Genomic DNA, 24337 nt, shown 5'->3' on the forward strand with positions numbered 1-24337 from the left:
CAGGCCTGGCGGCCCTCGCACCTCGACCGGCGAATCAGTACGCGTCGAGCCGGCTGACGGTCTCGTCGAACTCACGGACCAGGTCGGCGATCACGTCGGCGACGGGACGGACCTCGTTCATCCGGCCCACGACCTGGCCGATCGGCATCGAGATGACGTCGGGGTCGTTGGCCGCGGAGATCCGGTTGTGGGCGTTGGCCACCAGGAGGTTCTGCAGGGGCATCGGCAGCGGCGCGGGCGCGCCCTCCTCGGCCCAGGCCTCGGTCCACTTCGTCTTGAGCAGGCGCGCGGGCTTGCCGGTGTAGACCCGGGTGCGCACGGTGTCGGACGACGTGGCCCGGGTGAACGCGGTCTCCCACGCAGCGCTGTTGCCGGCGCCCATCTGGCGGTACTCCTCGGTGCCGAGCCAGACCGACCCCATCCACACCCCGGCGGCGCCGAGCGCCAGCGACGCGGCGATCTGGCGGCCGGAGCCGATGCCACCCGCGCCGAGCACGGGCACGTCGGGCCCGACGGCGTCGACGACGTCGGGCGTCAGCACCATCGAGGCGACCTCGCCGGTGTGGCCGCCGGCCTCGTAGCCCTGGGCGATGATGATGTCGACGCCGTTGGCGACGTGGTTGAGCGCGTGCTTGGCGGCGCCGGCGAGTGCACCGATCTTGATGCCGTGCTCGTGACACTTGTCGATGACGTCCTTGGGCGGTGAGCCGAGGGCGTTGGCGATGAACACGGGGCGGTGCTGCAGCGCGACGTCGAGGTGGGAGCGGGCCACCGAGTGCAGCCAGCCGAGCACCCCGTCGCGCCCCTCGCCCTCGGGCAGCGGGGGGACCCCGAGCTTGAGCAGCGTCTCGTCGACGAACCTCTTGTGCTCCTCGGGGATGTAGGCCGACAGGTCGGTCGAGGTGCCCTCGGTGGGGATCTTCATCGGCATCACGATGTCGACGCCGTAGGGCTTGCCGTCGGTGTTGTCGTCGAGCCAGGTCAGGACCCGCTCGAGCTCCTCGGTGTCGTTGAACCGCACGCAGCCCAGCACCCCGAGGCCACCGGCGCGCGACACGGCGGCCGCCACGTGCTCGGACGGGGTGAAGGCGAAGATCGGGTAGTCGATCCCGAACTCGTCGCAGATCGGCGTACGCATCAGGCCCGGGCTCCCTGGCTCGTACCGGCGGCGGCAGTGCCGGTGGCGGTGGCGGCAGTGCCGGTGGCGGTGGCGGCGAGGGCGAGCTCCTTGGCCTTGGGGTACTGCGCCTTGCCCGTGGCATTGCGCGGGATCTCGGGCACGAGCGTCAGCAGGCGCGGCAGCTTGTAGCCCGACAGCGAGGTGCGCAGGAAGGCGCGGAGGTCGTCGAGCCCGACGTCGTGGCCCTCGCGGGCCTGGACGACGGCCGCGACCGTCTGTCCGTAGGTGTCGTCGGGCAGCCCCACCACCAGGCAGTCGTAGACGCCCGGGTGCGACTTGATGGCCATCTCGACCTCCTCGGGATAGACCTTCTCGCCACCGGTGTTGATGCAGTTGGAGCCGCGACCCAGCAGCGTGACCCTGCCGTCCTCCTCGATCCGGGCGAAGTCGCCGGGTACCGAGTAGCGCTCGCCGTCGACCTCGAGGAAGGTCTGCGCCGACTTCACCGGGTCCTTGTAGTAGCCCATCGGCACCGACCCACCGCGTCCGAGGCGGCCGACCTTGCCGACGTTGGTGGTCAGGTCCATCGGCCTGTTGTCGTCGTCAAGCACGACGCTGTTGGGGCCCAGGCCGATGACCGGGCCGTCGCTGCTGATGTTGTCCTTGTCCTGCATCCCCATGCCCTGGAAGCCCGTCTCGGAGGCGCCGACCGAGTCGGTGAAGATGCCGTCGGGGAAGGCCGCCATCCAGCGGCGCTTGACCTGGGGGCTGAAGATCGCGGCGCTGCTGCTGATGACGAACAGGCTGCTGGCGTCGTAGGGCCGGTCCGACCCGAGCCGGCTCTCGTACTCCTCGATGAGGGGACGGGCCATCGCGTCGCCGGTCATGAAGAGCATCTGCACCTTGTCGCGCTCGACGACCTCCCACACGCGCTGGGGGTCGAACCTCGGCTCGAGCACCGTGAGGTGGCCGGCGAAGAGGTGCATCAGCAGGCTGGCCTGGGCGCCGCCGTGCATCAGTGGGCTCATCGGGAAGGTGACCAGCCGCGGCTCGGTCGCCTGCTGGGCCTGGTCGTGCTCCTCCAGCGGGACGCCGGTGTAGAAGTCGATGCCGCCGCCGAGGACCCTCCAGAAGTCCTCGTGGCGCCACATCACGCCCTTGGGGAAGCCGGTGGTGCCGCCGGTGTAGATGATGTGGAGGTCGTCGGCGCTGCGCTCCCCGAAGTCGCGCGCGTCGCTCCGACCCTCGATCGCCTCGGCGTAGGTGACCCCGCCGTACGACGCGATGTCGGCGTCGCGGTCGGGCTCCCCGTCCGACGACTCGGCGTCGGGCAGGACGACGAAGGTCTTCAGGCGCGGGTGGTTCGGTGCAGTGGCCGCGACGAGGGGGGCGTAGGTGCGCTCGTGGATCAGCGCGACGACGTCGGCGTTGTCGAAGAGGTAGTTGAGCTCGCCCTCGACGTAGCGGTAGTTGACGTTGATGTTGACCGCGCGGATCTTGACCACGGCCAGGACCGCGACGACGTGCTCGATGCTGTTCTTGGCGTAGACCGCCACGTGGTCGCCGGCCGTGACCCCCTGGGCGAGCAGGTAGTGGGCCAGCCTGTTGGCGTCGCGCTCGAGGTCGGCGTACGTCGCCACCTCGTCGCCCAGCTTGACCGCGGGGTTGTCCGGGACGGCGTCCACGGCGTGCTCGAACAGGTCTGCGATGTTCTTGGCCACGAGCGCGAGACTAGAACACGTTCCACTTTTTCGCTACCGTCCGCGCCATGACCACCACCCCCGCCGACCGGGCCCCCGAGCGCACCACCGCGGACTGCCTCGTGGAGCAGGACGGGCACAAGCTCGTCGTCACGATGAACCGTCCCGAGCGCCGCAACGCCCTGTCCAGCGAGATGCTGCGGATCATGGAGGAGGCGTGGGACCGGGTGAACGACGACCCCGAGATCCGGGTCTGCATCCTCACCGGCGCCGGTGGCTACTTCTGTGCCGGGATGGACCTCAAGACGGCCGACGCGAAGCCGCCGTCGGAGAGCTTCGAGTCCGGAGAGTTCGACCCGAGCGTCATCAAGGGCCTGCTCAAGGGGTTCCGGCTCACCAAACCGCTCGTCGCCGCCGTCGAGGGGCCGGCGATCGCCGGCGGTACCGAGATCCTGCAGGGCGCCGACATCCGGGTCGCGGGCGAGTCGGCGAGGTTCGGGGTCGCCGAGGCACGGTGGTCGCTCTACCCGATGGGCGGCTCCGCGGTCCGCCTCCCCCGCCAGATCCCCTACACGGTGGCCGCCGAGCTGCTCCTGACCGGACGCACCCTGCTCGCCCCCGAGGCCAAGGAGATCGGCCTGATCGGCCATGTCGTCCCCGACGGCGAGGCGCTGGCCAAGGCCCACGAGATCGCCGACGCGATCTGCGCCAACGGACCCCTCGCCGTCCAGGCGATCCTCCGGACGATGCGTGACTCCGAGGGCAGGCACGAGGAGGACTGCTGGGCCGACGACGCGCGCGTCGGGGCCGCGGTTTTCTCCTCCGAGGACGCCAAGGAGGGCCCGCGGGCGTTCCTCGAGAAGCGCAAGCCGGAGTTCCGGGGCCGCTGACCTGTTTCCGCAGGCGGGAGACGGGAGACTGTCGGACCATGCGCTCTCGCAACGTCGTCATCGGTGTGGTCTCCTCCGTGGCGGTCGTCGCCGTCGCCATCGGCCTGCTCCTCGTCCTGGGTCCGTACGACGGCGACGAGGTCGCGCTGCCCGAGCGGGTCGGAGACCTGGTCGCCACCGACGTCGCCGCGGCGTACCCGGACGACAAGGACTCGTCGAAGGCCATCGAGGGTGCGCGATCGGCGGCCGACTACAACAGCGACGCCTACGCCGACGTCTTCGACGGGGCTGCGGTCGACACCCGGGTCTACACCGACGACGAGCTGCGCCTGTTCGTCACGGCCACGGCCGTGCGCGCCGACGCGGGCCCGCTGCTGCCGCAGAACGGCTTCGCCGACCCCGAGCGTCAGGGCTTCGCCCTCCCGACCGTCGAGCGGACCACCGAGGGCGACGTCGAGTGCCTCCTGCTGCGCAGCCAGCCCCCACGGGCGGGCTCGGACTACGAGCCCGACGAGGCCGAGCCCGATGCCGTCCTCTGCCAGCGGCGCTCCGGCGACCTGACGCTCCAGGTCCGCGCCGCGACCGGCGACACCGACCTGGTCGTCGACACCACCGACGACCTGTGGGACGAGCTCGACTGATGCTCGCGCTCCTGCTCGGGGCGGTGTGCGTGCTGGTCCCCCTGGCCTTCGTCGCAGCGATCGTCGCCCTGGTGGTCGCCTCCTCGCGGGCCAGGCAGCGTCGGCTCGACAGCATGGCGTCGTACGCCGCCCGGCGCGAGTGGCGGTTCAGCCCGTCGGGCACCGGGCTCGAGAACCGGTTCCCCGGCGACCCGTTCGGCCACGGCCACAGCCGGAGCGCGAGCAACGTCGTGGAGGGCTGGTACGAGGGTCGGGCGTTCCTGGCCTTCGACTACCGCTACACGACGGGCTCGGGCGACGACTCCAGCACCTACCGCTTCTCGGTGATGACGATGCACCTCGGCGAGCTGGCCCACCCCGTCCCCCCGCTTCAGGTGGCGGAGTACCGCGGCCTGGGCAAGTTCTTCAGCAACCTCTTCGGCAGCGACCTCGTGCTCGGCGACCCCGTCTTCGACGACCGCTTCCACGTGCGGACCGACAGTCCCGAGCTGGCCCACGACGTCCTGACCCCCGACCTGCGCGCGATGCTCTCGGCCTACCAGGACCGTGCCTGGCGACTGCAGGGCGACTCGCTCGTGATGTTCCGGCGGGGGCAGCACACCCCTGCCGAGATCGACGCGGTCCTGGCGTCGATGAAGGCGATCCTCGACCGTGTGCCGCCGGGGGTCTGGGACCGGCTGCGAGGCGGCGAGTCCTAGCATCGGACCCGTGTACACACCACCGTTCAACCGCACCGACGACGAGGCCGAGCTGCGCGGGCTCGTCGCCGGCGTACGCGTCGGTTGGCTCGTGACGAGCCGCGCCGGTGAGGCCCCGGCGGCCTCCTTCCTGCCCCTCGTGTGGCACGCCGACACCGTGGTCGCCCACCTCGCGAAGGCCAACCCCCACTGGCGTGAGATCGAGGACGACTCACCCGCGTTGCTCATCGTGACGGGCCCCGACGCCTACGTCTCGCCCAGCTGGTACGCCGCCAAGGCCGAGCACGGCAAGGTGGTGCCCACGTGGAACTACAGCGCCGTCCACCTCACGGGCACGGCTCGGGTGCATCACGAGCCGGCGTGGTTGCGCAGCGCGGTGACGAGCCTGACCGACGAGCACGAGGCCCCGCGGGACCAGCCCTGGCAGGTCGACGACGCTCCCGATCCATTCATCGAAGGGCAGCTGCGCGGGATCGTCGGCATCGAGCTGACGGTCACCGGCGTGGAGGGCAAGGCCAAGCTCAGCCAGAACCGCTCGGTCGCCGACCGTGAGGGCGTGGTCGAGGGTCTGCGTGCCGACGGCCGGTCGGGCGACCTGGCAGTGGCCGAGGCGATGGCCGCATCTCTCCACGGCGTCTCGGAGGACTGACGGGTACGCCGCGCTGCCGCGCCCGACCCTCAGGAGAGAGTCTTCGACCCGGAGATCAGGGCGGTGGACGCGGACCCGGTCGATGAGATCGCGCAGGTCGGCGTCCCGCGTCGGTACGGCCGCGAACGCCAGCACGGACTCACGAGGCGGCACGACGGCCCCATCCACAGGCTCAAGGAGGACGTTGAAGTCGAGCGTGCGTTCGAATAGAATCGGAGCATGCAACTCTCGGCCGCGATCGACGACTTCCGTCGTCTGCTCCTCGCTGCCGACGACACCTCCCACCGCACCAAGGAGGCCGACGTCGAGCGGGTCGAGATCCTCAGGGCCTTGGAGGACCTCAAGGCCGCCGCCTGCGCCGTCCAGGCCGCGACCGCGGTCGCATTCGATGCGTCCCAGAGGGCGCAGCAGTCGGCCGTCGGCGTCGGACCCTCGCGACAGGGTCGCGGGGTGGGCGCTCAGGTCGCGCTCGCCCGCCGGGAGTCGCCCCACCGGGGCCAGGTCCTGCTCGGCATGGCCAAGGACCTCCTGGCCGAGCTCCCCCACACGTTCGCAGCCCTACGCGAGGGGCGCCTGAGCGAATACCGTGCCCAGGTCGTCGTGACCGCGACGTCGGGTCTCGACCCGGAGCACCGGGCCGCGGTCGACGCCGAGCTGTGCGGCGACCCGGCGACGCTGTGGGGCGTCGGCACTCGACGTCTGGACGGCATGGCGCGGCGCGCCGCCCAGCGACTCGACCCCGCGGGCGCCGTACGCCGCAACCGGCGCGCGGTGGGAGAGCGCCACGTGTCGACCCGGCCCGCCCCCGACGGGATGGTCTACGTCACGGCCCTGGTACCGCTCGTGCAGGGTGTCGCGACGTACGCCGCGCTCAAGCGCACCGCCGACCAGGTCGTCGGAGCGGGCGACCCGCTCGGACGCACCCGCAGCCAGGTGATGGCCGACGTGCTCGTCGAGCGAGTGACCGGCCAGGCGTCCGCCGACGACACCCCGGTGCAGGTCGACCTCGTGCTGTCCGACACCAGCCTCGTCGGCGGCGGCACCGAGCCGGCACTCGTGCCCGGCCATGGCGACGTACCTGCCGAGATCGCCCGCCATCTCGTCGCCCATGCCGTCGACCTCGGTGCCGCGTGGGTCCGCCGCTTCTACGCCGACCCCAGCGGCCGGCTCGTCGCCCTCAGCACCACCCAGCGCCTGACCGGCACCGGTCTCTCGACGTTCCTGCGCATCCGCGACCAGGGCATCTGTCGCACGCCGTGGTGCGACGCCCCGATCCGCCATGACGACCACGTCCGGCCGGCAGCACGGGGCGGACCGACCTCGGACTCCAACACCCAAGGACTCTGCGAGGCCTGCGACTACGCCAAGCAGGCGCCAGACTGGCGTCAGCTGGTGGTCGACGACGCGAGCGGCCGGCACCGGGTCGACACGTTCACCCCGACGGGGCACCACTACGTCTCGGTGGCTCCAATGCCGCCACGACCGGCCCGGCCACCGGACGTGGGGTCCGTCGGCGAGCGGTTGCTCGGCGAGCTGCTCGCAGCCTGACCGTCAGCCGACCGACCGCTCCCCCGTCCAGTACTGCGCGCGCAGCGCCTTCTTGTCGGGCTTGCCCAGGCCGGTCAGCGGCAGGACCTCGGTGGCGATGATCTGCTTGGGCACCTGCACCGACCCCTTGCGCTCCTTGACCATCTCCTGGATCTCGGACACGACGTCCTCGGAGAGCGTGTGTCCCTCGCGCAGCACCACGATGGCGGTGACCGCCTCGCCGAACTTCTCGTGCGGGGTGCCGATGACGCCCACCTGGGCGATCGCGGGGTGCTCGGCGACGACGTCCTCGACCTCGCGCGGAAAGACGTTGAAGCCGCCGGTGACGATCATGTCCTTGGTGCGGTCGACGATGTACCAGAAGCCGTCCTCGTCCTCGCGGGCCACGTCGCCGGTGTGCATCCAGCCGTCGGCCCGATAGGTCTCGGCGGTCTCGTCGGGCAGGTTCCAGTAGCCGCCGGAGAGCAGCGCCCCGGAGACGCAGATCTCCCCCGGCTCCCCGACGGGGACCGGCTGGCCGTCCTCGCCGAGCAGCGCAGTACGCACGAAGGCCGACGGTCGGCCGCAGGACGACAGCCGGGCGACGCCGCCGGTGAGGTGGTCCTTCTTGGCCAGGTAGGTGATGGCCATCGGGGCCTCGGACTGGCCGTAGTACTGGGCGAAGATCGGGCCGAAGCGGTCGATGGCCTCCTGGAGGCGGACCGGGTTGATGGCCGAGGCGCCGTAGTAGACCGTCTCGAGGCTCGACAGGTCGCGCGTGCGGCTGTCGGGGTGGTCCATCAGCGCGTACAGCATCGAGGGCACCAGCATGGTGGCGGTGATCCTCAGCTCCTCGATGGAGCGCAGCACCTCGGCCGGGTCGAAGCGGGGCAGGACGTAGAGCGAGCCGCCCTTGATGACGGTCGGCGTGAAGAACGCCGCACCCGCGTGGGACAGCGGGGTGCACATGAGGAACCGCGGCTCCTCGGGCCACTCCCACTCGCTGAGCATCACCTGGGTCATGGTCGCCATCGCCTGCGAGGTGCCGATGACGCCCTTGGGCTTGCCGGTCGTGCCGCCGGTGTAGGTGATCGAGACGATGTGGTCGCCCGGGAGCGTCGCGGCCGTCAGCGGCTGCGGCTCGAACTCCGCGGCCTTGGCGACCAGGTCGACCGCGCGTCCCTCGAGCTCGGGCGGCACCGGCCCGATGGTGAACACGTCGGTGAGCCCGGGACACTTCTCGAGCAGGGCCAGGGCGCGCTCGACGAAGTAGGGGTCGATGGTCAGCGTCGAGATACCGGCGTCGTTGATCACGTAGGCGTGGTCGTCGGCACTGCCGAGCGGGTGCAGCGACGTACGCCGGTAGCCCTGCGTCTGACCGGCGCCGATGATGAACAGCACCTCGGGCCGGTTGAGCGCGAGCAGCGCGCCGGCGGTGCCGGCCCCGGCGCCGAGGGACTCGAAGGCCTGGACGTACTGGCTGATCCGGGTCGCCACCTGGCCGCCGGTCAGCGTGGTGTCACCCAGGTGGATCACCGGCTTGTCGCGGTGCCGCTTGAGTGCGGCGACCATCAGGTCGCCGTTGTGGGTGGGCGTGCGCAGGTGGTTGTCGGCCGAGGTGTCGGACATGGGCCGAGACTAGAACGTGTTGCAGTTCCTGTCACGGACGCAGCAGCCGATCGAGCCACGTCGTAGTCTCTCGGCATGGACGAGACGCGAGGCGGGCTGCGGCTGCGCGACGGCGTCCTCGCGCTGGCCGCGGCGGCGATCGCGTTCCTGCTGCCGACGCTGCTGGCCGGCGTCGACAGCACCACGACCCTGGCGGGCGCCCTGCTGGCCGTCGCGGTCGCCGCTCTGCTCGGCGCCGCCCACGGCCACCCCGGCCTGGCCGCGCGTACGACGTCCGCGCGGTTCGCCACGCGACGCTCGACCCCGATCGTGCTCACCACCCGGGTCACCGACCCGACGCACCACCCGCTGCGCCCCCGGGCTCCCGGGACCGTCTGACGCCGCGCTCCGGCGCGCGCAGACGACCCTCCCTGTCCCGACCGCACGCCCAGGAGCCCCTGCATGTCCGTCCTCGATCCCCTGTCCCACGTCCTCGCCGCCGTCGTCGCCGGCGCCCACGACGGCCTGACCGCGCTCGGCGCCGGCGAGTCGTCCGGCATCACCTGGTGCCTCTCGATCGCCGCGGTGGTCGTCATCGTCCGCTCGGCGCTGCTCCCGCTCACGATCCACACCGTCCGCAACGCCCACGCCGCCGCGCGGGCACGACCGCACCTGCGGGCCCTGGCCCAGGAGTACAAGGGCCGTACCGACCCCGACGCCGTCCGCGCCCAGATGGCGGCGCGGCGCGAGATCTCGGCGGAGCACGGCATGTCGCGCCTGGGCTGCCTGCCGCTGCTGGTGCAGATCCCGATCTGGATCGCGCTCTACCACCTGCTCCGCAACGCGGCCAACGGCAAGGCGGTCGGCCTGCTCGACGCGGGTCAGGTCGACGCACTCGGGCGCGCGAGGTTCGCCGGGGTCGGCCTCACCGACCACGGCTACTTCGGCGACGGCGGAGCACACGTGCTCGTCGTGCTCGGCCTCGCCGCCGCCACCGCCGCGCTCGGCTTCGTCACCCAGCGCTACCTCGTCATGCCCAACACCTCGGTCGCCGACATGCCCGAGGCCATGGCCAGCGCCCAGCGCCTGGTCCCGTTCCTGTCGGCCGGCGGCATCCTGGTCGCCGGCCACGTCGTGCCGGTCGCCCTGGTCTTCTACTGGCTCTGCGGCGCGATCTGGACCTTCACGCAGAGCGCGATGGTGTGGCGCTGGTTCCCGACGCCCGGGACGCCTGCGGCCGAGCGGCACGGCCCGTCGTACGCCGGGCTCCCGGCGCGGGAGCCCCGGGCGCGGGCGACCGACGAGCTCGCCTAGCCCGGCACTAGCGGAGCAGCCCGGCGAGCAGCACGTCGAGGAGCCGAGGCACCCGGACCTCCCACTCCTCGGCCTCGACGTGGGCCAGGAACCAGGACAGCAGGATCACGTCGCGCGGGTCGACGTCGTCCCTCAGCACCCCGGCGGCACTGCCGGCGCCCAGCAACCCGGTCAGGGCCTGTCCGAGCTTGCCGTGCGTCCGTGTCGACAGGTCGGCCCACACCGAGTCCTCGACAGCCGCGATGACGCCGCCCTTGACCCGGGCGTACGCCGCCAGCTGCGCGAACCAACGACGCAGTGCCTCCGTCGGCTCGTGCTCCTCGATCAGGGTCGCGGCCAGGGCGACCAGGGTGTCGATCTCCTGCTCGTAGAGGGCGCGGAGCAGCTCGTCCCGGTCGGCGAAGTGGCGGTAGAGCGTGCCCTGCCCGACGCCGGCCCGCTTGGCCACGGCGCTCAGACGCAGCTCTCCCGGCTCCGCGACCAAGGCGCGGGCGGCGTCGAGGATCGCCGCCCGGTTGCGGGTCACGTCGCTGCGCTCGGCCATCTGGCTCCCCTCGACTTGAATCCGGACACATTGTCCGCTTTCATGGAAACGGACAACATGTCCGCAGTCCCAGGAGGCTAGCAGTGCTCAACGACCAGGTCATCGCCATCACCGGAGCGAGCAGCGGGATCGGCGCCGCCACGGCGCGCCGGCTGGCCCGGCGCGGAGCGGCGGTGGTGCTCGGCGCCCGGCGCACCGACCGGCTCGAGGAGCTCGCCGCCGAGCTGCGGGCCGACGGTGCCCGGGTCGCCGTCGTCACCGTGGACGTGACCCGGCCTGCGGACCTCGAGCGGCTCGTCGCGACCGCGGTCGAGCGGTTCGGCCGGCTCGACGTGCTCGTCGCCAACGCCGGGATCGGACCGATCTCGCGTCTGGACCAGCGCCGTACGGCGGACTGGGACGCGATGATCGACGTCAACATCCGCGGTGTGCTGCACGGCATCGACGCTGCGCTGCCGGTCTTCGAACGCCAGGGCCGGGGTCACTTCGTGACGATCGTGTCGACGGCAGGACTCAAGATCGTGCCGACGATGGCGGTCTACGCCGGCACCAAGAACGCGGTCCGCACGATCCTCGAGGGCCTGCGCCAGGAGTCGACCGACGGGACGCTCAAGACCACGGCGATCTCGCCGGGCTACGTCCGCACCGAGTTCGGCGACTCGATCACCGACCCCGAGCTGCGAGCCCAGGTGGCGACCGGGATGGCGACCTTCGCGCTCGACCCCGACGCGGTCGCCGGTGCCGTCGAGTACGCCGTGGACCAGCCGTGGGAGGTCGAGGTCGGCGAGCTCTCGATCCGGCCCACCGCGCAGGGCTGAGCCGGCTACGACGTCGCGACGACGCGGATCTCGACAGCAGGATGGCTCCGCACCAGCACCCGTGCGGCCTCGAGCAACCCATCCTCGTCGTCGGTCGAGACCAGGTAGAAGCCTGACAGCTGCTCGGCCGACTCGGCGTACGGACCGTCGGTGACGACCGGCTGCTCCCCCGCGCCGCGGCGTACGACGTGGGCGCGCGTCGCGGAGGCCAGCTCGGCACCGCCGGTGATCCGCCCACCGCGCTCCTCGAGCAGGCGGCCGAACTCGGCGTCGGTGTCGTAGATCGCTTGGCGCTCGGCCTCGGTCGCGCGGTCCCACTCGTCCTCGCGGTCGGCGGGGAACAGGATCACGTAGTCGGTCATCGGGGGTCCTCTCGTTCGGGTCGGTCATCAGGATGACGCGCCGGAGGGCCACAGATCGACAGGCCGGCCCAGCCGCGTGGAATGTCCGTCCCCGGACCCAGGTTGGCCCGCCATGACCGCCAACAGCTACGACTTCGCCGACAAGACCGTCCTCGTCACCGGAGGGGGCACCGGGATCGGCCGCGCCATCGCCGAGGCGTTCCTGGCCAACGGCGCCAACGTCGCCGTCAGCGGGCGTCGCCGCGACAAGCTCGACGAGGCCCTGGCCGCCCACCCGGCCGAGCGGACGCTGGCCGTCGAGGCCGACGTCAGCCAGGACGGCTCGGTGGCGGCGCTGGTCGCAGCGGTGGTCGAGCGGTTCGGGTCGGTCGACGTCGTGGTCAACAACGCCGCGGCCTACACCAGCGGGGCGTTCAACGAGCTCGACCTCGACGGCTGGGAGGCGATCCGCTCGACCAACATCGACGGCTTCGTCAACGTCGCGCGGCACACGCTGCCCGAGCTGGAGAGGTCCGGCGGCAACCTCGTCGTGGTCGGGTCGGTCTCGGGGCTGCGCGGCGACTGGGGCCAGGCGGCCTACAACGCCACCAAGGCGGCGATCATGAACTTCGTGCAGTCCCTTGCCCTCGACTACGGCCCGCGCGGGGTGCGGCTCAACGCCGTGGCGCCGGCCTTCACGATCACGCCGATCACCGCCGACGCCGCCGCCGACCCCGACGTGGCCGGGCCCGCGATCAACCGGGTCGCGCTCGGACGGCTGGGTCGGCCCGAGGACGTGGCGCCCGCCGTGCTCTTCCTGGCCAGCCCCGACGCGGGCTACATCACCGGCGCGTTCCTCGCCGTCGACGGCGGCACGTCGGCCTCGACGGGCCAGGCGCACTGATTCCAGACCACCCACTCGCGGCGTGTACGACCTACGGCACGGACGGTCCTCCGGGCGCCGCTCGACCCGTTACGTAACGAACCGCTTCCGAGAAGACTTCCGACGGCGTCTCCGTCACAAGGCGAGCTCCGCTGTTCAGAAGCTCAGACTCCATCGCGACCGCTCGCGGTCCGGCGAAAACGATGACGGGTGTCGCAATGGGAAGCTCGCGCATACGAAGTAGCAGATCAAGACCCGCCCGCGGATTGTCGACACCGTCTTCTATGCGTCCAAGATCGGTGATGACTAGAGCATAATTTCGGCGCCGTAGCGCTGCGATCGCAGCACTTGTACTAGTCACGGCGTGAACATCGATGTCCAGCGCCCGCAGAGCTCGGACCAACGCGTGGTTGTTCTGTGGAAAGTCGTCGACCCACAGGATCGGTAGGAACGGTTGTCGGTGCGACTCTGTCGATTCGGCTGCCGCGTCGGCAAGAAGCCGTAGGTCCGACGGCGACTCTTTACCGGAGGTTAGTCGCAGGCTCGCGTAGGCCTTATCCGCTCGTGATGCGTCAGCAGCACGAGCCTCGCTACCTTCTAGCAGGACGCGCAAGTAGAGCCGAGTCCACAAGTAGCTGAGCACAGCGCCCGCGCCCACGCCAAAGGTGACGGCAGTCAGCGCAAACGCCTGCGGGTTCTGCGTGTTCAGCCCCGCACCAAGATAGTTGCCGAGTGCAGAAGCGGCGTCGGGCACCCTCCCGATCTGAACCAGGCCCGCTCCGACAAGCAGCTTCGTCAGCCAATCGGAGATGTCCTCGAGGTTGGAGTTCGAGGAGAAGCGCTCGGATTTCTCAGCCCTAAAGTCCGAACGACTACGCGGCACCCCGAAGATCAGGCCGAAGAGACACGACAGAGCGCCAAATGCCAACGCGTACATCAACCATATTAGTCCCATCCTCAAGGATCCGCCTGCTACTGACGCAAGCGTCCCGGGAACGACTACGAGCCCGAGCGCGACGCCGAAAGCGGCGACTACCTTGGTACGCCCCGGCGGTCGACCAATTCTCGATTTCGCGCTCACGTGGAGAATTCAATCAGAGCGTCGGAGCAGTGTCACTGCTACAAGAAATTTGCTACCAAATAGATGGCTGGCGGTGTTCTCAGTTCCCGGTAGCAAAACTAGTCACGCGGCGACAGCCTGGCCTCGAGGGCCGATAGGCCTTCGAGGCAGCGGAGCAGCAAGTAGTCGAACTGTTCAGGCCAGCAGCTCGGCGACCCTGCGCAGCTCGTCGGCGCCGCGGAACGACAGCAGCAGCGTGGTCACCCCGGTGTCCTCCCAGGCGGCGACCTTGTCCTGCACCTCGGCGGCCGAGCCGATGATGTGCAGGTCGTGGACGAGGTCGTCGGGGATCAGCGCGGTGGCCTCGTCCTTGCGCCCGTCGAGGTAGAGCCTCTGGACCTCGCCGGCCAGCGCCTCGTAGCCCATCCGGACGAAGACCTGGTTGTGGAAGTTGGCCTCGGCCGCGCCCATCCCGCCCATGTAGAGCGCGACCGACGATCTCAGGGCGTCGACGACCAGCTGGGTGGCCTCGGGGGTGTCGCAGATCTGCAGGTGGCAGGTCGCGGCGATCTCGAAGTCGTCGCGGGTACGCCGGGCCCCCGGTCGTGCGAAGCCCTCGTCGAGCCACGGCTGGTACATCGCAGCCGACTTCGGCGTGTAGAAGATGGGGATCCAGCCGTCAGCGATCTCGGCGGTCTGGGCGACGTTCTTGGGCCCCTCGGCGCCGAGCCAGATCGGGACGTCGGGGCGCAGCGGGTGCACGATCGGCTTGAGCGGCTTGCCGAGACCGACCGAGCCCGGGCCGGCGTACGGCAGCGGGTAGTGCGGGCCGTCGTTGGTCACCGGCGCCTCGCGGGCCAGCACCTGGCGGATGATGTCGACGACCTCGCGGGTGCGGGCCAGTGGCTTCTGGAAGGGCTGGCCGTACCACCCCTCGACGACCTGGGGTCCCGAGACGCCCATGCCGAGGATGAACCGGCCGCCGGTGAGGTGGTCGAGGGTCAGGGCGTGCATCGCGATCGACGTCGGGGCGCGACCGGACATCTGCACGATCGAGGTCCCGAGCCGCACTCGTGAGGTGCCCCGCCCCCACCACGTCAGCGGCGTGAACGCGTCGGAGCCCCAGGCCTCGGCGGTGAAGACGGCGTCGAAGCCCGACTCCTCGGCGGCCGTGACGAGGTCCTCGACACCTGCGGGCGGCTGCGCGCCCCAGTAGCCCAGCTGCAGTCCCAGTTTCATGGTCGCCACTCTCTCACCCCGGTGGGTCCCTGTTGCCTTGATCCTAGAACGTGTTCTAGTTTCGACCCATGCCCCGCACCCTGTCCGCGCCGGTGACCGTCGCGTTCGACTACACCCGCTCGACGGGACCGGTCCTCGGCCGCTTCCTGACCGGGCTCCGCGACGGCGTGGTCGTCGGAGCACGTACGTCGGAGGGCCGGGTCGTCGTCCCGCCGCCCGAGTACGACCCCGTCACCAACGCCGCCACCACCGACTTCGTCGAGGTCGCCTCCACCGGCACCGTGACCTCGTGGGTGTGGGTGCCCGAGCCGGTCAAGGGGCAGCCCTTCGACCGGCCGTTCGCCTGGGCGTTGGTGACCCTCGACGGCGCCGACGTACCGCTGCTCCACGCGCTCGACGTGGCCTCGCCGGCCGAGGTGTCGACCGGGATGCGGGTGCGGGTGCGCTGGGCCGAGGAGCGGGTCGGCGCGATCACCGACATCGCGGGATATGAGCCGGTCGCAGGCGGGGGCGACGACAACGACGGCGACGGGGCTTCGAGGCTCGCTCCGCTCGCACCTCAGCCGCCGTCGGGCGACCCCGTCACGGGCGTGGTCACGCCCGTCGAGCTCGACTACCTCTACGCCGCCAGCCCCGAGGAGTCGGCGTTCTACCGCGGCCTGGCCGAGGGCCGGCTGCTCGGCCAGCGCTGCCCCACCTGCCACAAGGTCTACATCCCGCCGCGCAGCGCGTGCCCGACCGACGGCAGCCCGACGACCGACGAGGTCGAGCTGCCCGAGACCGGCACCGTGACGACGTTCTGCATCGTCAACGTCCCGTTCCTGGGCCAGAAGATCACCCCGCCCTACGTGTCGGCCTACGTCCTGCTCGACGGCGCCGACATCGCCTTCCTCCACCTGATCCTCGACATCCCCGCCGAGGAGGTCCACATGGGTCTGCGGGTCAAGGCCGTCTGGAAACCCCGGGAGGAATGGGGCACGACGATCGAGAACATCAGCCACTTCACGCCGACCGGCGAGCCCGACGCCGCCTACGAGACCTACAAGGTGCACCTGTGAGAGACGTCGCGGTCGTGGGCTTCGCCCAGCGACAGATGAAGGAGTTCGACGGGTCGCCGACCTGCGTCGAGCTGCTGGTCCCGCTGTTCGAGGAGTGCTACGGGCAGACCGGCTGGACCCGCCACGACGTGGGCTTCTGGTGCTCGGGCTCCTCGGACTACCTCGCCGGCCGGTCGTTCTCGTTCGTGCAGGCCGTCGACGCCATCGGCGTGATCCCGCCGGTCAACGAGTCGCACGTCGAGATGGACCTGGCCTGGGCGATGTACGAGGCCTGGGTCAAGATCCAGACCGGAGAGGTCGACACCGCGCTGGTCTACGCCTTCGGCAAGAGCTCGGCCGGCACGCTGCGGCGTACCCTCGCGCTCCAGCTCGAGCCGTACACGATGACGCCGATCTGGCCCGACACCGTGTCGCTCGCCGGGTTGCAGGCCCGGGCGGGCATCGACGCCGGACTGTGGGACGAGCGGGCGATGGCCGAGGTGGCCCAGCGCTCGCTGAGCGACGCCGAGGCCAACGACTACGCGATCCGCAGGGGCGGCTCGTCGGTCGACGAGCTCCTCGCCCGCCCGATGTACGCCGACCCGTTGCGCAAGCACGACTGCGCGCCGGTCACCGACGGCGCGGCCGCGATCGTGCTGGCCGCCGGCGACAAGGCGCGCGAGGTGCGGGACCACCCGGCCTGGCTGACCGGGCTGAGCCACCACATCGACCCGATCGGCATGGGCACCCGCGACCTGACCCGCGCGCCGTCCGTGCAGCGCTCGGCCGCGGCGCTCGACCTCGACGGCGTCGAGGTGGCCGAGCTGCACGCGCCGTTCAGCCACCAGGAGCTCGTGCTGCGCCGCGAGCTCGGGCTGGCCGACGACGTGGCGATCAACCCGTCGGGCGGGGCACTGGTCTCCAACCCGATGTTCTCCGCCGGCGGCATCCGGGTCGGCGAGGTGGCCCGGCGGATCTGGTCCGGCGACGTCACCAAGGGCCTGGCCCACGCGACGTCGGGTCCGGCACTGCAGCAGAACCTCCTCGCGACCCTGTCCTCCAGCCCGACCGACCAGGAAGGGGCGAGCTGATGGGCAAGAAGCTGGCGGCCGTGATCGGCATCGGCCAGACCCACCACCGCGCCAAGCGTCTCGACGTCTCGATGGCGGGGCTGTGTCGCGAGGCCATCGACCGCGCCCTCGAGGACGCCGGGCTCACCCTCGACGAGGTCGACGCGATCGTCGTCGGCAAGGCCCCCGACCTGTTCGAGGGCGTGATGATGCCCGAGCTGTTCCTGGCCGACTCCCTCGGCGCCGCGGGCAAGCCGCTGATCCGGGTGCACACCGCCGGGTCGGTCGGCGGCTCGACGGCCATCGTGGCCGCCTCGCTCGTGCAGGCCGGCATCCACCGCAAGGTGCTGACCGTCGCCTACGAGAAGCAGTCGGAGTCCAACGCGATGTGGGCGCTGTCGGTGCCCGTGCCGTTCAACATGCCGGTGCACGCCGGCGCCGGCGGCTACTTCGCCCCCCACGTGCGCTCCTACATCCGGCGCTCGGGAGCGCCCACCCACATCGGGGCCATCGTGGCCGCCAAGGACCGCACCAACGCACTGAAGAACCCCTACGCCCACCTGCACAACGAGGGCACCACGGTCGAGTCGGTCCTCGCCTCGCAGATGCTGTGGGACCCGATCCGCTACGACGAGACCTGCCCGTCCTCCGACGGCGCCTGTGCGCTGGTCATCGCCTCCGAGGACGTCGCCGCGTCCTCGCCCAACCCGGCCTGGATCCACGGCACGGTGATGCGCTCCGAGGCCACGTCGGCCGCCGAGCGCGACCAGGTCAACCCCCAGGCCTCCCGCGACGCGGCGGCGGCCCTGTGGAAGCAGGCCGGCATCACCTCACCGATCGACGAGATCGACATGGCCGAGATCTACGTGCCGTTCTCGTGGTTCGAGCCGATGTGGCTGGAGTCCCTCGGCTTCACCGGCGAGGGCGAGGGCTGGAGGCTCACCGAGTCGGGCGGCACCGCCCTCGACGGCAGGCTCCCGGTCAACGCCTCGGGCGGCGTGCTGTCGTCCAACCCGATCGGCGCCTCCGGCATGCTCCGCTTCGGCGAGGCGGCGCTGCAGGTGCGCGGCCTGGCCGGCGAGCACCAGGTCGACGGCGCCCGCAAGGCGCTGGGCCACGCCTACGGCGGCGGCTCGCAGTTCTTCGCGATGTGGGTCGTCGGGTCGGACAAGCCGACCAGCTGACCGGCTAGCAGCCCCGGTCGGCGACCGGGGCGTCGAGCAGCCGCTCCCGAGCGAGCGTCACGAAGGCAGCGAGGAGCTCACTGCGCCGACCCGCGCGCGTCGCGAGCACGACCTGGACCGGTTCGACACCCTCGACGGGCACGGTGGTGAGGTCGCCGCGCAGCCGTACGTCGGGCCCCGGGTCGGGCATCATCGTCAGCGCCTCGCCGGCCGCGACCAGCTCGAACTTGTCCTCGCGCTCCCCCGCCAGCGGTCCGTCGGGCGCCCGGGTGCCGTCGGGGCGCGGGTCGACGCGCCAGAACGCGTCGCGCACCGGGTCGAGCGAGCGCACCAGGGGCTCGTGGGCGAAGTCGTCGAGGCTCACCTGCTCCTTGCCGGCCAGCGGGTGGTCGAGGGGTACGACGAGCACGCGCGGCTGCTCGCCGAGCACCTCGAGGTCGAGACCCTCGTCGGCGAACGGCGCACGCCCGACGACGACGTCGACGCGGCGATCGAGCAGCGCCTGGCGCACGTCGTCCCAGGCCACGTGGCGGGTGGCGACCTCGGCGTCGGGGTGCGCACGGCGCAGGGCGCGCACGACGTCGGTGACCACGAGGTCGCCGGCCCAGCCGACGGCGAGCCGTCGCTGACGCCCCGTCGCCCGGGCCTCGCCGACCGCCTCGTCGGCGGCCCGGACCAGCGCGACGGCGCGGGGCAGGAACGTCCGGCCGGCGTCGGTGAGGGTGCTGCCCTGCGGGGTGCGATCGAGGAGCCGGGCGCCCACGAGGTCCTCGAGGCGGCGTACCTGACGGCTCAGGGAGGGCTGGGCGACGTGCAGGGCCTCGGCCGCGCGCCCGAAGTGGCCGTGCTCGGCCACGGCGGTGAAGTAGCGGACCAGGCGCAGGTCGAGATCGGGCACCCGCCCACGGTATCCACGGCGCCCTGACCTGGGGTCATGCCTGATCTGCATCGCGTGCTGACGAACAGGTCTTTGCCGGCCGCGGCACGCGCTCCCTAGCGTCGACGACATGCACATCTACCTCACCGGAGCATCCGGGTTCATCGGATCGACCCTCGCCACCGACCTGCTCGCCGCGGGTCACACCGTCACCGGCCTGGCCCGGTCCGACACCAGCGCCGCCGCCCTCGAGCGGGCCGGGGTGCGCGTGCACCGCGGGACCATCGACGACCCCGCGGGCATCGCCGCCGGGGCCGCCGAGGCCGACGGGGTCGCGCACCTCGCGTTCAAGCACGACGACTTCACCGACATGGCCAACTCGGCCAAGGCGGACCTGCTGGTCGTCGAGGCGCTCGGCGCCGCGCTGGCCGGCACCGACCGCCCCCTGGTCGTCACCTCCGGGACCGCTCTGGTCGCCGGCCTGGGCCGCACGGCCACCGAGGCCGACGACCCCGTCGGGGAAGGGCCCGGTGCGGGCCGTGGCCTGGTCGAGCGGGCCACGGTCGGGTTCGCCGACGACGGCGTGCGCTCCAGCGTGGTCCGGCTCGCCCCGTCGGTGCACGGCGACGGCGACCACCACGGCTTCGTGCCGACGCTGGTCCGAGCGGCCCGCGAGTCCGGTCGGTCGGCGTACGTCGGCGACGGGAGCAACGTGTGGCCAGCGGTCCACCGGCTTGACGCGGCCCGCCTGTTCCGGCTCGCCCTCGAGGCGGCCCCGGCCGGGACGCGGCTGCACGGTGCGGCCGAGCAGGGGGTCGCGTTCCGCGACATCGCCACCGCGATCGGCGAGCGACTCGGCGTCCCCGTGGTGTCCGTCGACCCGGCCGACGCGGGCGGGACCCTGGGCTGGATCGCCGGCTTCGCCGCGGCCGACAACCCGATCTCGAGCGCGCGGACCCGCGAGCTCCTCGGCTGGGAGCCGACCGGCCCCACGCTGCTCGAGGACATCGCCGCGGGCGTCTACGACCAGGTGTAGGCAGCCGGTCAGGTGTAGAGGCAGAACGGGTGCCCGGCCGGGTCGAGCAGCACCCGGACGTCGTCCTGGGGCTGGTACGCGGCCAGCGTCGCGCCCAGCCCGACCGCCCGGTCGACCTCGGCGGCGAGGTCGGTGACCTGGAAGTCGAGGTGCAGCATCATCCGCGGGCGCCCCGGCTCGGCCGGCCAGACCGGCGGCTCGTAGCCCTCGTCGGCACGCTGCACGACGAGGTAGGCGACGCCCTCACCGAGGTCGAGGACGCAGTCGCCGTCGTCCTCGTGGTGGACCGCCCAGCCGCGCAGCGCGGCGTAGAACCGGCCGACCGCCCGGTGGTCGGGTGCCTCGACCACCACGCCCCACCAGTCACGACGCTGCCAGCGGTCGGGCGTCTCCTCATTCACGAGACGACCGTACGACGTTCGCCGGTCGCGAACAGCCTCGCAGCGGGCCCACCTCGGGCCTAGGGTCCGAGCATGGGTGAGGTCCTCGCGTTCCCGAGACAGCCGTCGGAGCAGACGTCGAAGCAGCACCGGCTCGGCCCGGCGACGCGCGAGCCCGACCCGTTGTGGCGCGAGCTCGTCGGCCGTCAGCTGCGCGCCGAGCGCACGGCCCAGGAGCGCACCCTGGCCGACGTGGCGGGAGCGGCGGGGATCTCGGTCCAGTACCTCTCCGAGGTCGAGCGGGGGCTCAAGGAGCCCAGCTCCGAGGTGCTGGGAGCGGTGCACGGCGCGCTGGGTCTCCGCCTGGTCGACCTGACGCATCGCGTCACCCGCGAGCTGGGGCGCATGACCGGCCCGATGGCCCTGGCGCGCTAACGGGGAGGACCGAGCAGGTCCCACCGGTTGCCGGCCACGTCGACGAACACCGCGACGGTGCCGTAGGCCTCGTAGCGCGGCTGCTCGAGGAACTCCACGCCCGCGGCCGTCATCCGGTCCCACTGGGCGTCGAAGTCGTCGACCTCGAGGAAGAACCCGACCCGCCCGCCGGTCTGCCGGCCGACGACCTGCGCCTGCTCGTCGTCGCCCGCGCGGGCCAGGAGCAGCCCGGTCTCCGCGCCCGCCGGCCGTACGACGACCCAGCGTCGGCCCTCGCCGCGGTCGGTGTCCTCGACGAGGTCGAACCCGAGCGCGTCGACGAAGAAGCGGATCGCCTCGTCGTAGTCGCGGACGACGACGGCCGCCAGCGAGAGTCGCAGCCCCACCATCAGTAGCCCGGGAAGACGCGGCGCAGGTCGTCGAGGGTCACGTTGCCGGTCACGCCGACGCCCTCGGGCGTCGTGTCGGGCCGCAGCCGCCCGGTGATCAGCCGTACGGCGGCCTCGGTCGGCCCGGTGAAGTGCGCGGTCGGTGCGACCGGCGGCTCGGCGACCAGGGCGATCTCCTCGGTGATCGTCAGGCCGTGGTTCTCGAAGGCCACGACCGTGACCTCGTCGAGCTCGGCGGGCCTGCCAGCCCACCCGGTCATCATCGCGAGCGGCCCGGTGTAGAGCTCGAGGAGCACCTCGGCGGCCTCCTCGTCGAGGGGGATGGGGTCCTCGGGGCCGGCGAGACCCGCGAGCACGTCCCAGGTGTGCAGGGCGACCTCGTTGAGGCGCATCCCCGCCGCCATCAGCAGCGGTACCGGGGCGGGCAGGAAGCCGAGGTCGACCGACAGCGAGGCGCGCTCGTCGTGACTGAGCGCCTCGAGGGTCTCGACGACCCGCTCGTCGGCGGTGACGAACCCGGTCGCCTGCTCGGTCGGGGACATCGCGTTCCACCGGTCCCAGACCTCCTGGTTGGCCGGCTCGGGCGCCGGCTCCCCGGCGGCGGCCGCGGCCAGCGGCCGCAGCGTGATCTCGGCGCCGCTGCCGAGGTGGGACAGCACGTCGCAGACGCGCCACTCGGTGGCGGCGCTCTGGCTGGTCAGCGCCGCCTCGTCGAGGGTCGGCACGAGACGGGCCAGCAGGTCGTGGTGGTGGCGCAACGAGGCGATGACGCGGTCGACGAGGCTCATGGCCCCAACATAACGACCGGTCAGCCCACCGCGACCAGCTTGCGGCTCTCGAGCACCGCGTCTGCGATGCCGTAGTCGACCGCGGCCGGGGCAGTGAGCACCAGGTCGCGGTCGGTGTCACGACGCAGCCGGTCGACGTCGACGCCGGTGTGGTGGCTGAGCAGGTCCTCCATCGCTCCCCGCAGCCGGACGATCTCCTTGGCCTGCACGGCGAGGTCGGGCAGGGACCCCTGCCCACCGCCGGCGGGCTGGTCGAGGACGACCCGGGCGTGCGGGAGGAGCGTGCGGCTCCCCCGCTCGCCGGCCGCCAGGAGCAGGGCCGACGCCGAGCCGACCTGGCCGACACACGTCGTACCGACCGGGCAGCGGATGAACTGCAGGGTGTCGTAGATCGCGAGCACGGAGGTGACGCTGCCGCCCGGCGAGTTGAGGTAGAGGCTGATCGGACGCTCCGGAGCGTCGGACTCCAGGTGCAGCAGCTGGGCGATCACGACGTTGGCGACCCCGTCGTCGATCTCGGTGCCGACGTAGACGATGCGATCGGTGAGCAGGCGGCTGTAGATGTCGACCGCCCGCTCGCCGCGCGCGGTCCTCTCGATGACGCTGGGGATCGTGTAGCTGCTCATGCCGGCAGTCCGAACGCGATGCCCTGGCGGGACGGCACGACCGAGGCGACCTCGGTGAGCACGTGGTCGACGAACCCGTAGTCGCGCGCCTCCTCGGCGGTGAACCACCGGTCGCGCAGGGCGTCGCGCTCGACCTTCTCGACCGGCTGGCCCGTGTGCTCGGCGGTGATCTGCATCATCACGTTCTTCATGTGCTCGAGGTTCTCGGCCTGGATCTCGATGTCGACGGCCGTGCCGCCGATCCCCGCCGAGCCCTGGTGGAGCAGGATCCGGCTGTTGGGCAGGGCGAACCGCTTGCCCGGCTCCCCCGCGGTCAGCAGGAACTGGCCCATGCTCGCCGCCAGCCCCATGGCCAGCGTGGCGACGTGGTTGGGGATCAGCCGCATCGTGTCGTAGATCGCCAACCCGGCCGAGACCGAGCCGCCCGGGCTGTTGATGTAGAGGCTGATGTCGCGGTGCGGGTCCTCGGCCGAGAGCAGCAGCAGCTCGGCGCAGATCCTGTTGGCAATGTCGTCGTCGACCTGCTGGCCCAGGACGATGATGCGCTGGTGCAGCAGCCGGTCGGCCGCGCTGAGGTTTCCGGTCGTGGTCATGGCCCCAGCGTGCGTCCGGCTCCCGTCGTGCTCCAGGGTTTCCGCCGCCGGCGGATCTGCTGGCAGCAGACCTCGGGGCGACGACTACCGTGGCTCTCGTGATCGAGCTTCGGACCCCCGCCCAGATCGAGGAGATGCGACCGGCCGGCGCCTTCGTCGCCTCCGTCCTCACGGCCCTGCAGGCCGCCGCCGACGTCGGGGTCAACCTGCTCGAGCTCGACGCGCTGGCCCACGACATGATCCGCGAGCGCGGGGCGGAGTCGTGCTACATCGACTACCACCCGTCCTTCGGAGGCTCGAAGTTCGGCAAGGTGCTCTGCACCTCGGTCAACGACGCCGTCCTGCACGGGCTTCCCCACGACTACCGGCTCCGCGACGGCGACCTGCTGTCGGTCGACTTCGCCGCCTCGGTCGACGGCTGGGTCGCCGACTCGGCCCTCTCGGTCGTCGTCGGCACCCCGCGCGAGGAGGACCTCCGGCTGATCGAGGTCACCGGACGCGCCCTCGACGCGGCGATCCAGGCGGCCCGCGCGGGCGCCCGGATGGGCGATGTCTCGTTCGCCATCGGCGAGGTGGCCCGCTCGGCCGGGCTCCAGGTCAACCTGCAGTTCGGGGGCCACGGGGTGGGCCGCACCATGCACGGCGACCCCCACGTCGCCAACGACGGCCGCCCCGGTCGGGGCTTCAAGCTCAAGGCCGGGTTGGTCATCGCCATCGAGCCGTGGTTCATGCACACCACCGCCGAGATCTACACCGACGCCGACGGCTGGACGCTGCGCAGCCGCGACGGCTCGCGCGGCGCCCACATGGAGCACACCATCGCGATCACCGACGACCTACCGATCGTGCTGACCGCGCGCGACTGAGGATCGGTCCGGCGTACGACGCGA

28 protein-coding genes are annotated in these 24337 nt (G+C 71.6%); 15 read left to right on the forward strand and 13 right to left on the reverse strand.

Annotated features, from left to right (window positions below):
* Nucleotides 1–34 precede the first annotated feature (34 nt).
* On the reverse strand, nucleotides 35–1138 hold the full coding sequence (locus FJQ56_RS16730; protein ID WP_140010738.1) for an NAD(P)H-dependent flavin oxidoreductase: 1104 nt from the start codon (nucleotides 1136–1138) through the stop codon (nucleotides 35–37).
* Nucleotides 1138–2841, reverse strand: a complete 1704-nt coding sequence (locus FJQ56_RS16735) for an acyl-CoA synthetase (RefSeq protein WP_140010739.1) — start codon at nucleotides 2839–2841, stop codon at nucleotides 1138–1140. Before FJQ56_RS16735 ends, FJQ56_RS16730 begins: the two co-directional genes overlap by 1 nt.
* Nucleotides 2842–2888: 47 nt before the next feature.
* Between FJQ56_RS16735 and FJQ56_RS16740 the strand changes: the two genes are divergently transcribed.
* From FJQ56_RS16740 to FJQ56_RS16760, 5 genes are all read left to right on the forward strand, one after another.
* The gene (locus FJQ56_RS16740) at nucleotides 2889–3710 is read left to right on the forward strand and encodes a crotonase/enoyl-CoA hydratase family protein (RefSeq protein WP_140010740.1); all 822 of its coding nucleotides are present in this window, start codon (nucleotides 2889–2891) and stop codon (nucleotides 3708–3710) included.
* 38 nt (nucleotides 3711–3748) lie between these two features.
* Nucleotides 3749–4351, forward strand: coding sequence for a hypothetical protein (locus tag FJQ56_RS16745; RefSeq protein ID WP_140010741.1), 603 nt, complete (start codon nucleotides 3749–3751; stop codon nucleotides 4349–4351).
* Entirely contained in the window at nucleotides 4351–5049 is a 699-nt protein-coding gene (locus FJQ56_RS16750; RefSeq protein WP_140010742.1) for a hypothetical protein, read from the forward strand. Before FJQ56_RS16745 ends, FJQ56_RS16750 begins: the two co-directional genes overlap by 1 nt.
* A gap of 10 nt (nucleotides 5050–5059) precedes the next feature.
* Nucleotides 5060–5698 (forward strand): FMN-binding negative transcriptional regulator, encoded by a 639-nt coding sequence (locus FJQ56_RS16755; protein WP_140010743.1) that lies wholly within the window; start codon nucleotides 5060–5062, stop codon nucleotides 5696–5698.
* Between the two features lie 219 nt (nucleotides 5699–5917).
* Nucleotides 5918–7246 carry an HNH endonuclease gene (locus FJQ56_RS16760; RefSeq protein WP_140010744.1) on the forward strand — a complete coding sequence of 443 codons (1329 nt, stop codon included), beginning with the start codon at nucleotides 5918–5920 and terminating at the stop codon, nucleotides 7244–7246.
* A gap of 3 nt (nucleotides 7247–7249) precedes the next feature.
* Here FJQ56_RS16760 and fadD8 read toward each other — a convergent pair whose 3' ends face one another.
* Nucleotides 7250–8854 carry a fatty-acid--CoA ligase FadD8 gene (gene fadD8, locus FJQ56_RS16765; protein ID WP_140010745.1) on the reverse strand — a complete coding sequence of 535 codons (1605 nt, stop codon included), beginning with the start codon at nucleotides 8852–8854 and terminating at the stop codon, nucleotides 7250–7252.
* Nucleotides 8855–8929: 75 nt separating this feature from the next.
* Between fadD8 and FJQ56_RS16770 the strand changes: the two genes are divergently transcribed.
* Together FJQ56_RS16770 and yidC are read left to right on the forward strand one after the other, a co-directional pair.
* Nucleotides 8930–9232: a hypothetical protein gene (locus tag FJQ56_RS16770; protein WP_140010746.1), complete on the forward strand. Its 303-nt coding sequence runs from the start codon at nucleotides 8930–8932 to the stop codon at nucleotides 9230–9232.
* Nucleotides 9233–9295: 63 nt separating this feature from the next.
* A complete protein-coding gene (gene yidC, locus FJQ56_RS16775) occupies nucleotides 9296–10147 on the forward strand; it encodes a membrane protein insertase YidC (RefSeq protein ID WP_140010747.1) in 852 nt (283 codons plus the stop codon).
* Nucleotides 10148–10154: 7 nt separating this feature from the next.
* On the opposite strand, the gene FJQ56_RS16780 is transcribed toward yidC, so the two are convergent.
* Nucleotides 10155–10691 carry a TetR/AcrR family transcriptional regulator gene (locus FJQ56_RS16780; protein ID WP_140010748.1) on the reverse strand — a complete coding sequence of 179 codons (537 nt, stop codon included), beginning with the start codon at nucleotides 10689–10691 and terminating at the stop codon, nucleotides 10155–10157.
* 83 nt (nucleotides 10692–10774) lie between these two features.
* Between FJQ56_RS16780 and FJQ56_RS16785 the strand changes: the two genes are divergently transcribed.
* Complete coding sequence (locus FJQ56_RS16785; protein WP_140010749.1) at nucleotides 10775–11509, forward strand: SDR family oxidoreductase; 735 nt, start codon at nucleotides 10775–10777, stop codon at nucleotides 11507–11509.
* Nucleotides 11510–11514: 5 nt separating this feature from the next.
* Here the strand turns inward: FJQ56_RS16785 and FJQ56_RS16790 are convergent, their stop codons facing one another.
* The gene (locus FJQ56_RS16790; RefSeq protein WP_140010750.1) at nucleotides 11515–11871 is read right to left on the reverse strand and encodes a YciI family protein; all 357 of its coding nucleotides are present in this window, start codon (nucleotides 11869–11871) and stop codon (nucleotides 11515–11517) included.
* Between the two features lie 112 nt (nucleotides 11872–11983).
* Between FJQ56_RS16790 and budC the strand changes: the two genes are divergently transcribed.
* Nucleotides 11984–12754 (forward strand): meso-2,3-butanediol dehydrogenase, encoded by a 771-nt coding sequence (gene budC, locus FJQ56_RS16795; protein ID WP_140010751.1) that lies wholly within the window; start codon nucleotides 11984–11986, stop codon nucleotides 12752–12754.
* A gap of 31 nt (nucleotides 12755–12785) precedes the next feature.
* Here budC and FJQ56_RS16800 read toward each other — a convergent pair whose 3' ends face one another.
* Nucleotides 12786–13670: a response regulator gene (locus FJQ56_RS16800; protein ID WP_170215442.1), complete on the reverse strand. Its 885-nt coding sequence runs from the start codon at nucleotides 13668–13670 to the stop codon at nucleotides 12786–12788.
* A 318-nt stretch (nucleotides 13671–13988) separates the two neighbouring features.
* Nucleotides 13989–15032 carry an LLM class F420-dependent oxidoreductase gene (locus FJQ56_RS16805; RefSeq protein WP_140010753.1) on the reverse strand — a complete coding sequence of 348 codons (1044 nt, stop codon included), beginning with the start codon at nucleotides 15030–15032 and terminating at the stop codon, nucleotides 13989–13991.
* A 68-nt stretch (nucleotides 15033–15100) separates the two neighbouring features.
* Between FJQ56_RS16805 and FJQ56_RS16810 the strand changes: the two genes are divergently transcribed.
* The 3 genes from FJQ56_RS16810 to FJQ56_RS16820 are packed head-to-tail and all read left to right on the forward strand — an operon-like array spanning nucleotide 15101 to nucleotide 18323.
* Complete coding sequence (locus FJQ56_RS16810) at nucleotides 15101–16090, forward strand: Zn-ribbon domain-containing OB-fold protein (RefSeq protein ID WP_140010754.1); 990 nt, start codon at nucleotides 15101–15103, stop codon at nucleotides 16088–16090.
* Complete coding sequence (locus tag FJQ56_RS16815; protein ID WP_140010755.1) at nucleotides 16087–17160, forward strand: thiolase domain-containing protein; 1074 nt, start codon at nucleotides 16087–16089, stop codon at nucleotides 17158–17160. The genes FJQ56_RS16810 and FJQ56_RS16815 overlap by 4 nt, the downstream gene beginning before the upstream one ends.
* Nucleotides 17160–18323, forward strand: coding sequence for a thiolase domain-containing protein (locus FJQ56_RS16820; protein ID WP_140010756.1), 1164 nt, complete (start codon nucleotides 17160–17162; stop codon nucleotides 18321–18323). The genes FJQ56_RS16815 and FJQ56_RS16820 overlap by 1 nt, the downstream gene beginning before the upstream one ends.
* Nucleotides 18324–18327: 4 nt before the next feature.
* On the opposite strand, the gene FJQ56_RS16825 is transcribed toward FJQ56_RS16820, so the two are convergent.
* Nucleotides 18328–19221, reverse strand: a complete 894-nt coding sequence (locus FJQ56_RS16825; protein WP_211351136.1) for a LysR family transcriptional regulator — start codon at nucleotides 19219–19221, stop codon at nucleotides 18328–18330.
* 109 nt (nucleotides 19222–19330) lie between these two features.
* Here FJQ56_RS16825 and FJQ56_RS16830 point away from each other — a divergent pair, with 109 nt between their 5' ends.
* Nucleotides 19331–20236: an SDR family oxidoreductase gene (locus FJQ56_RS16830; protein ID WP_140010758.1), complete on the forward strand. Its 906-nt coding sequence runs from the start codon at nucleotides 19331–19333 to the stop codon at nucleotides 20234–20236.
* Nucleotides 20237–20244: 8 nt separating this feature from the next.
* Here FJQ56_RS16830 and FJQ56_RS16835 read toward each other — a convergent pair whose 3' ends face one another.
* Entirely contained in the window at nucleotides 20245–20637 is a 393-nt protein-coding gene (locus FJQ56_RS16835; RefSeq protein ID WP_140010759.1) for a VOC family protein, read from the reverse strand.
* Between the two features lie 72 nt (nucleotides 20638–20709).
* On the opposite strand from FJQ56_RS16835, the gene FJQ56_RS16840 reads away from it, so the two are divergent.
* Nucleotides 20710–21051 carry a helix-turn-helix domain-containing protein gene (locus tag FJQ56_RS16840; protein WP_140010760.1) on the forward strand — a complete coding sequence of 114 codons (342 nt, stop codon included), beginning with the start codon at nucleotides 20710–20712 and terminating at the stop codon, nucleotides 21049–21051.
* Here FJQ56_RS16840 and FJQ56_RS16845 read toward each other — a convergent pair.
* The 4 genes from FJQ56_RS16845 to FJQ56_RS16860 are packed head-to-tail and all read right to left on the reverse strand — an operon-like array spanning nucleotide 21048 to nucleotide 23447.
* A complete protein-coding gene (locus tag FJQ56_RS16845) occupies nucleotides 21048–21440 on the reverse strand; it encodes a VOC family protein (RefSeq protein ID WP_140010761.1) in 393 nt (130 codons plus the stop codon). The genes FJQ56_RS16840 and FJQ56_RS16845 overlap by 4 nt on opposite strands.
* Nucleotides 21440–22228 carry a maleylpyruvate isomerase family mycothiol-dependent enzyme gene (locus FJQ56_RS16850; protein ID WP_140010762.1) on the reverse strand — a complete coding sequence of 263 codons (789 nt, stop codon included), beginning with the start codon at nucleotides 22226–22228 and terminating at the stop codon, nucleotides 21440–21442. Before FJQ56_RS16850 ends, FJQ56_RS16845 begins: the two co-directional genes overlap by 1 nt.
* Before the next feature lie 20 nt (nucleotides 22229–22248).
* Nucleotides 22249–22854, reverse strand: a complete 606-nt coding sequence (locus FJQ56_RS16855) for a ClpP family protease (protein ID WP_140010763.1) — start codon at nucleotides 22852–22854, stop codon at nucleotides 22249–22251.
* On the reverse strand, nucleotides 22851–23447 hold the full coding sequence (locus FJQ56_RS16860) for a ClpP family protease (RefSeq protein WP_140010764.1): 597 nt from the start codon (nucleotides 23445–23447) through the stop codon (nucleotides 22851–22853). The genes FJQ56_RS16855 and FJQ56_RS16860 overlap by 4 nt, the downstream gene beginning before the upstream one ends.
* Before the next feature lie 98 nt (nucleotides 23448–23545).
* On the opposite strand from FJQ56_RS16860, the gene map reads away from it, so the two are divergent.
* Entirely contained in the window at nucleotides 23546–24313 is a 768-nt protein-coding gene (gene map / locus FJQ56_RS16865) for a type I methionyl aminopeptidase (RefSeq protein ID WP_140010765.1), read from the forward strand.
* Nucleotides 24314–24337: the final 24 nt, after the last annotated feature.

The sequence above is a fragment of the Nocardioides plantarum genome (genome assembly GCF_006346395.1).
Lineage (GTDB): Bacteria > Actinomycetota > Actinomycetes > Propionibacteriales > Nocardioidaceae > Nocardioides > Nocardioides plantarum.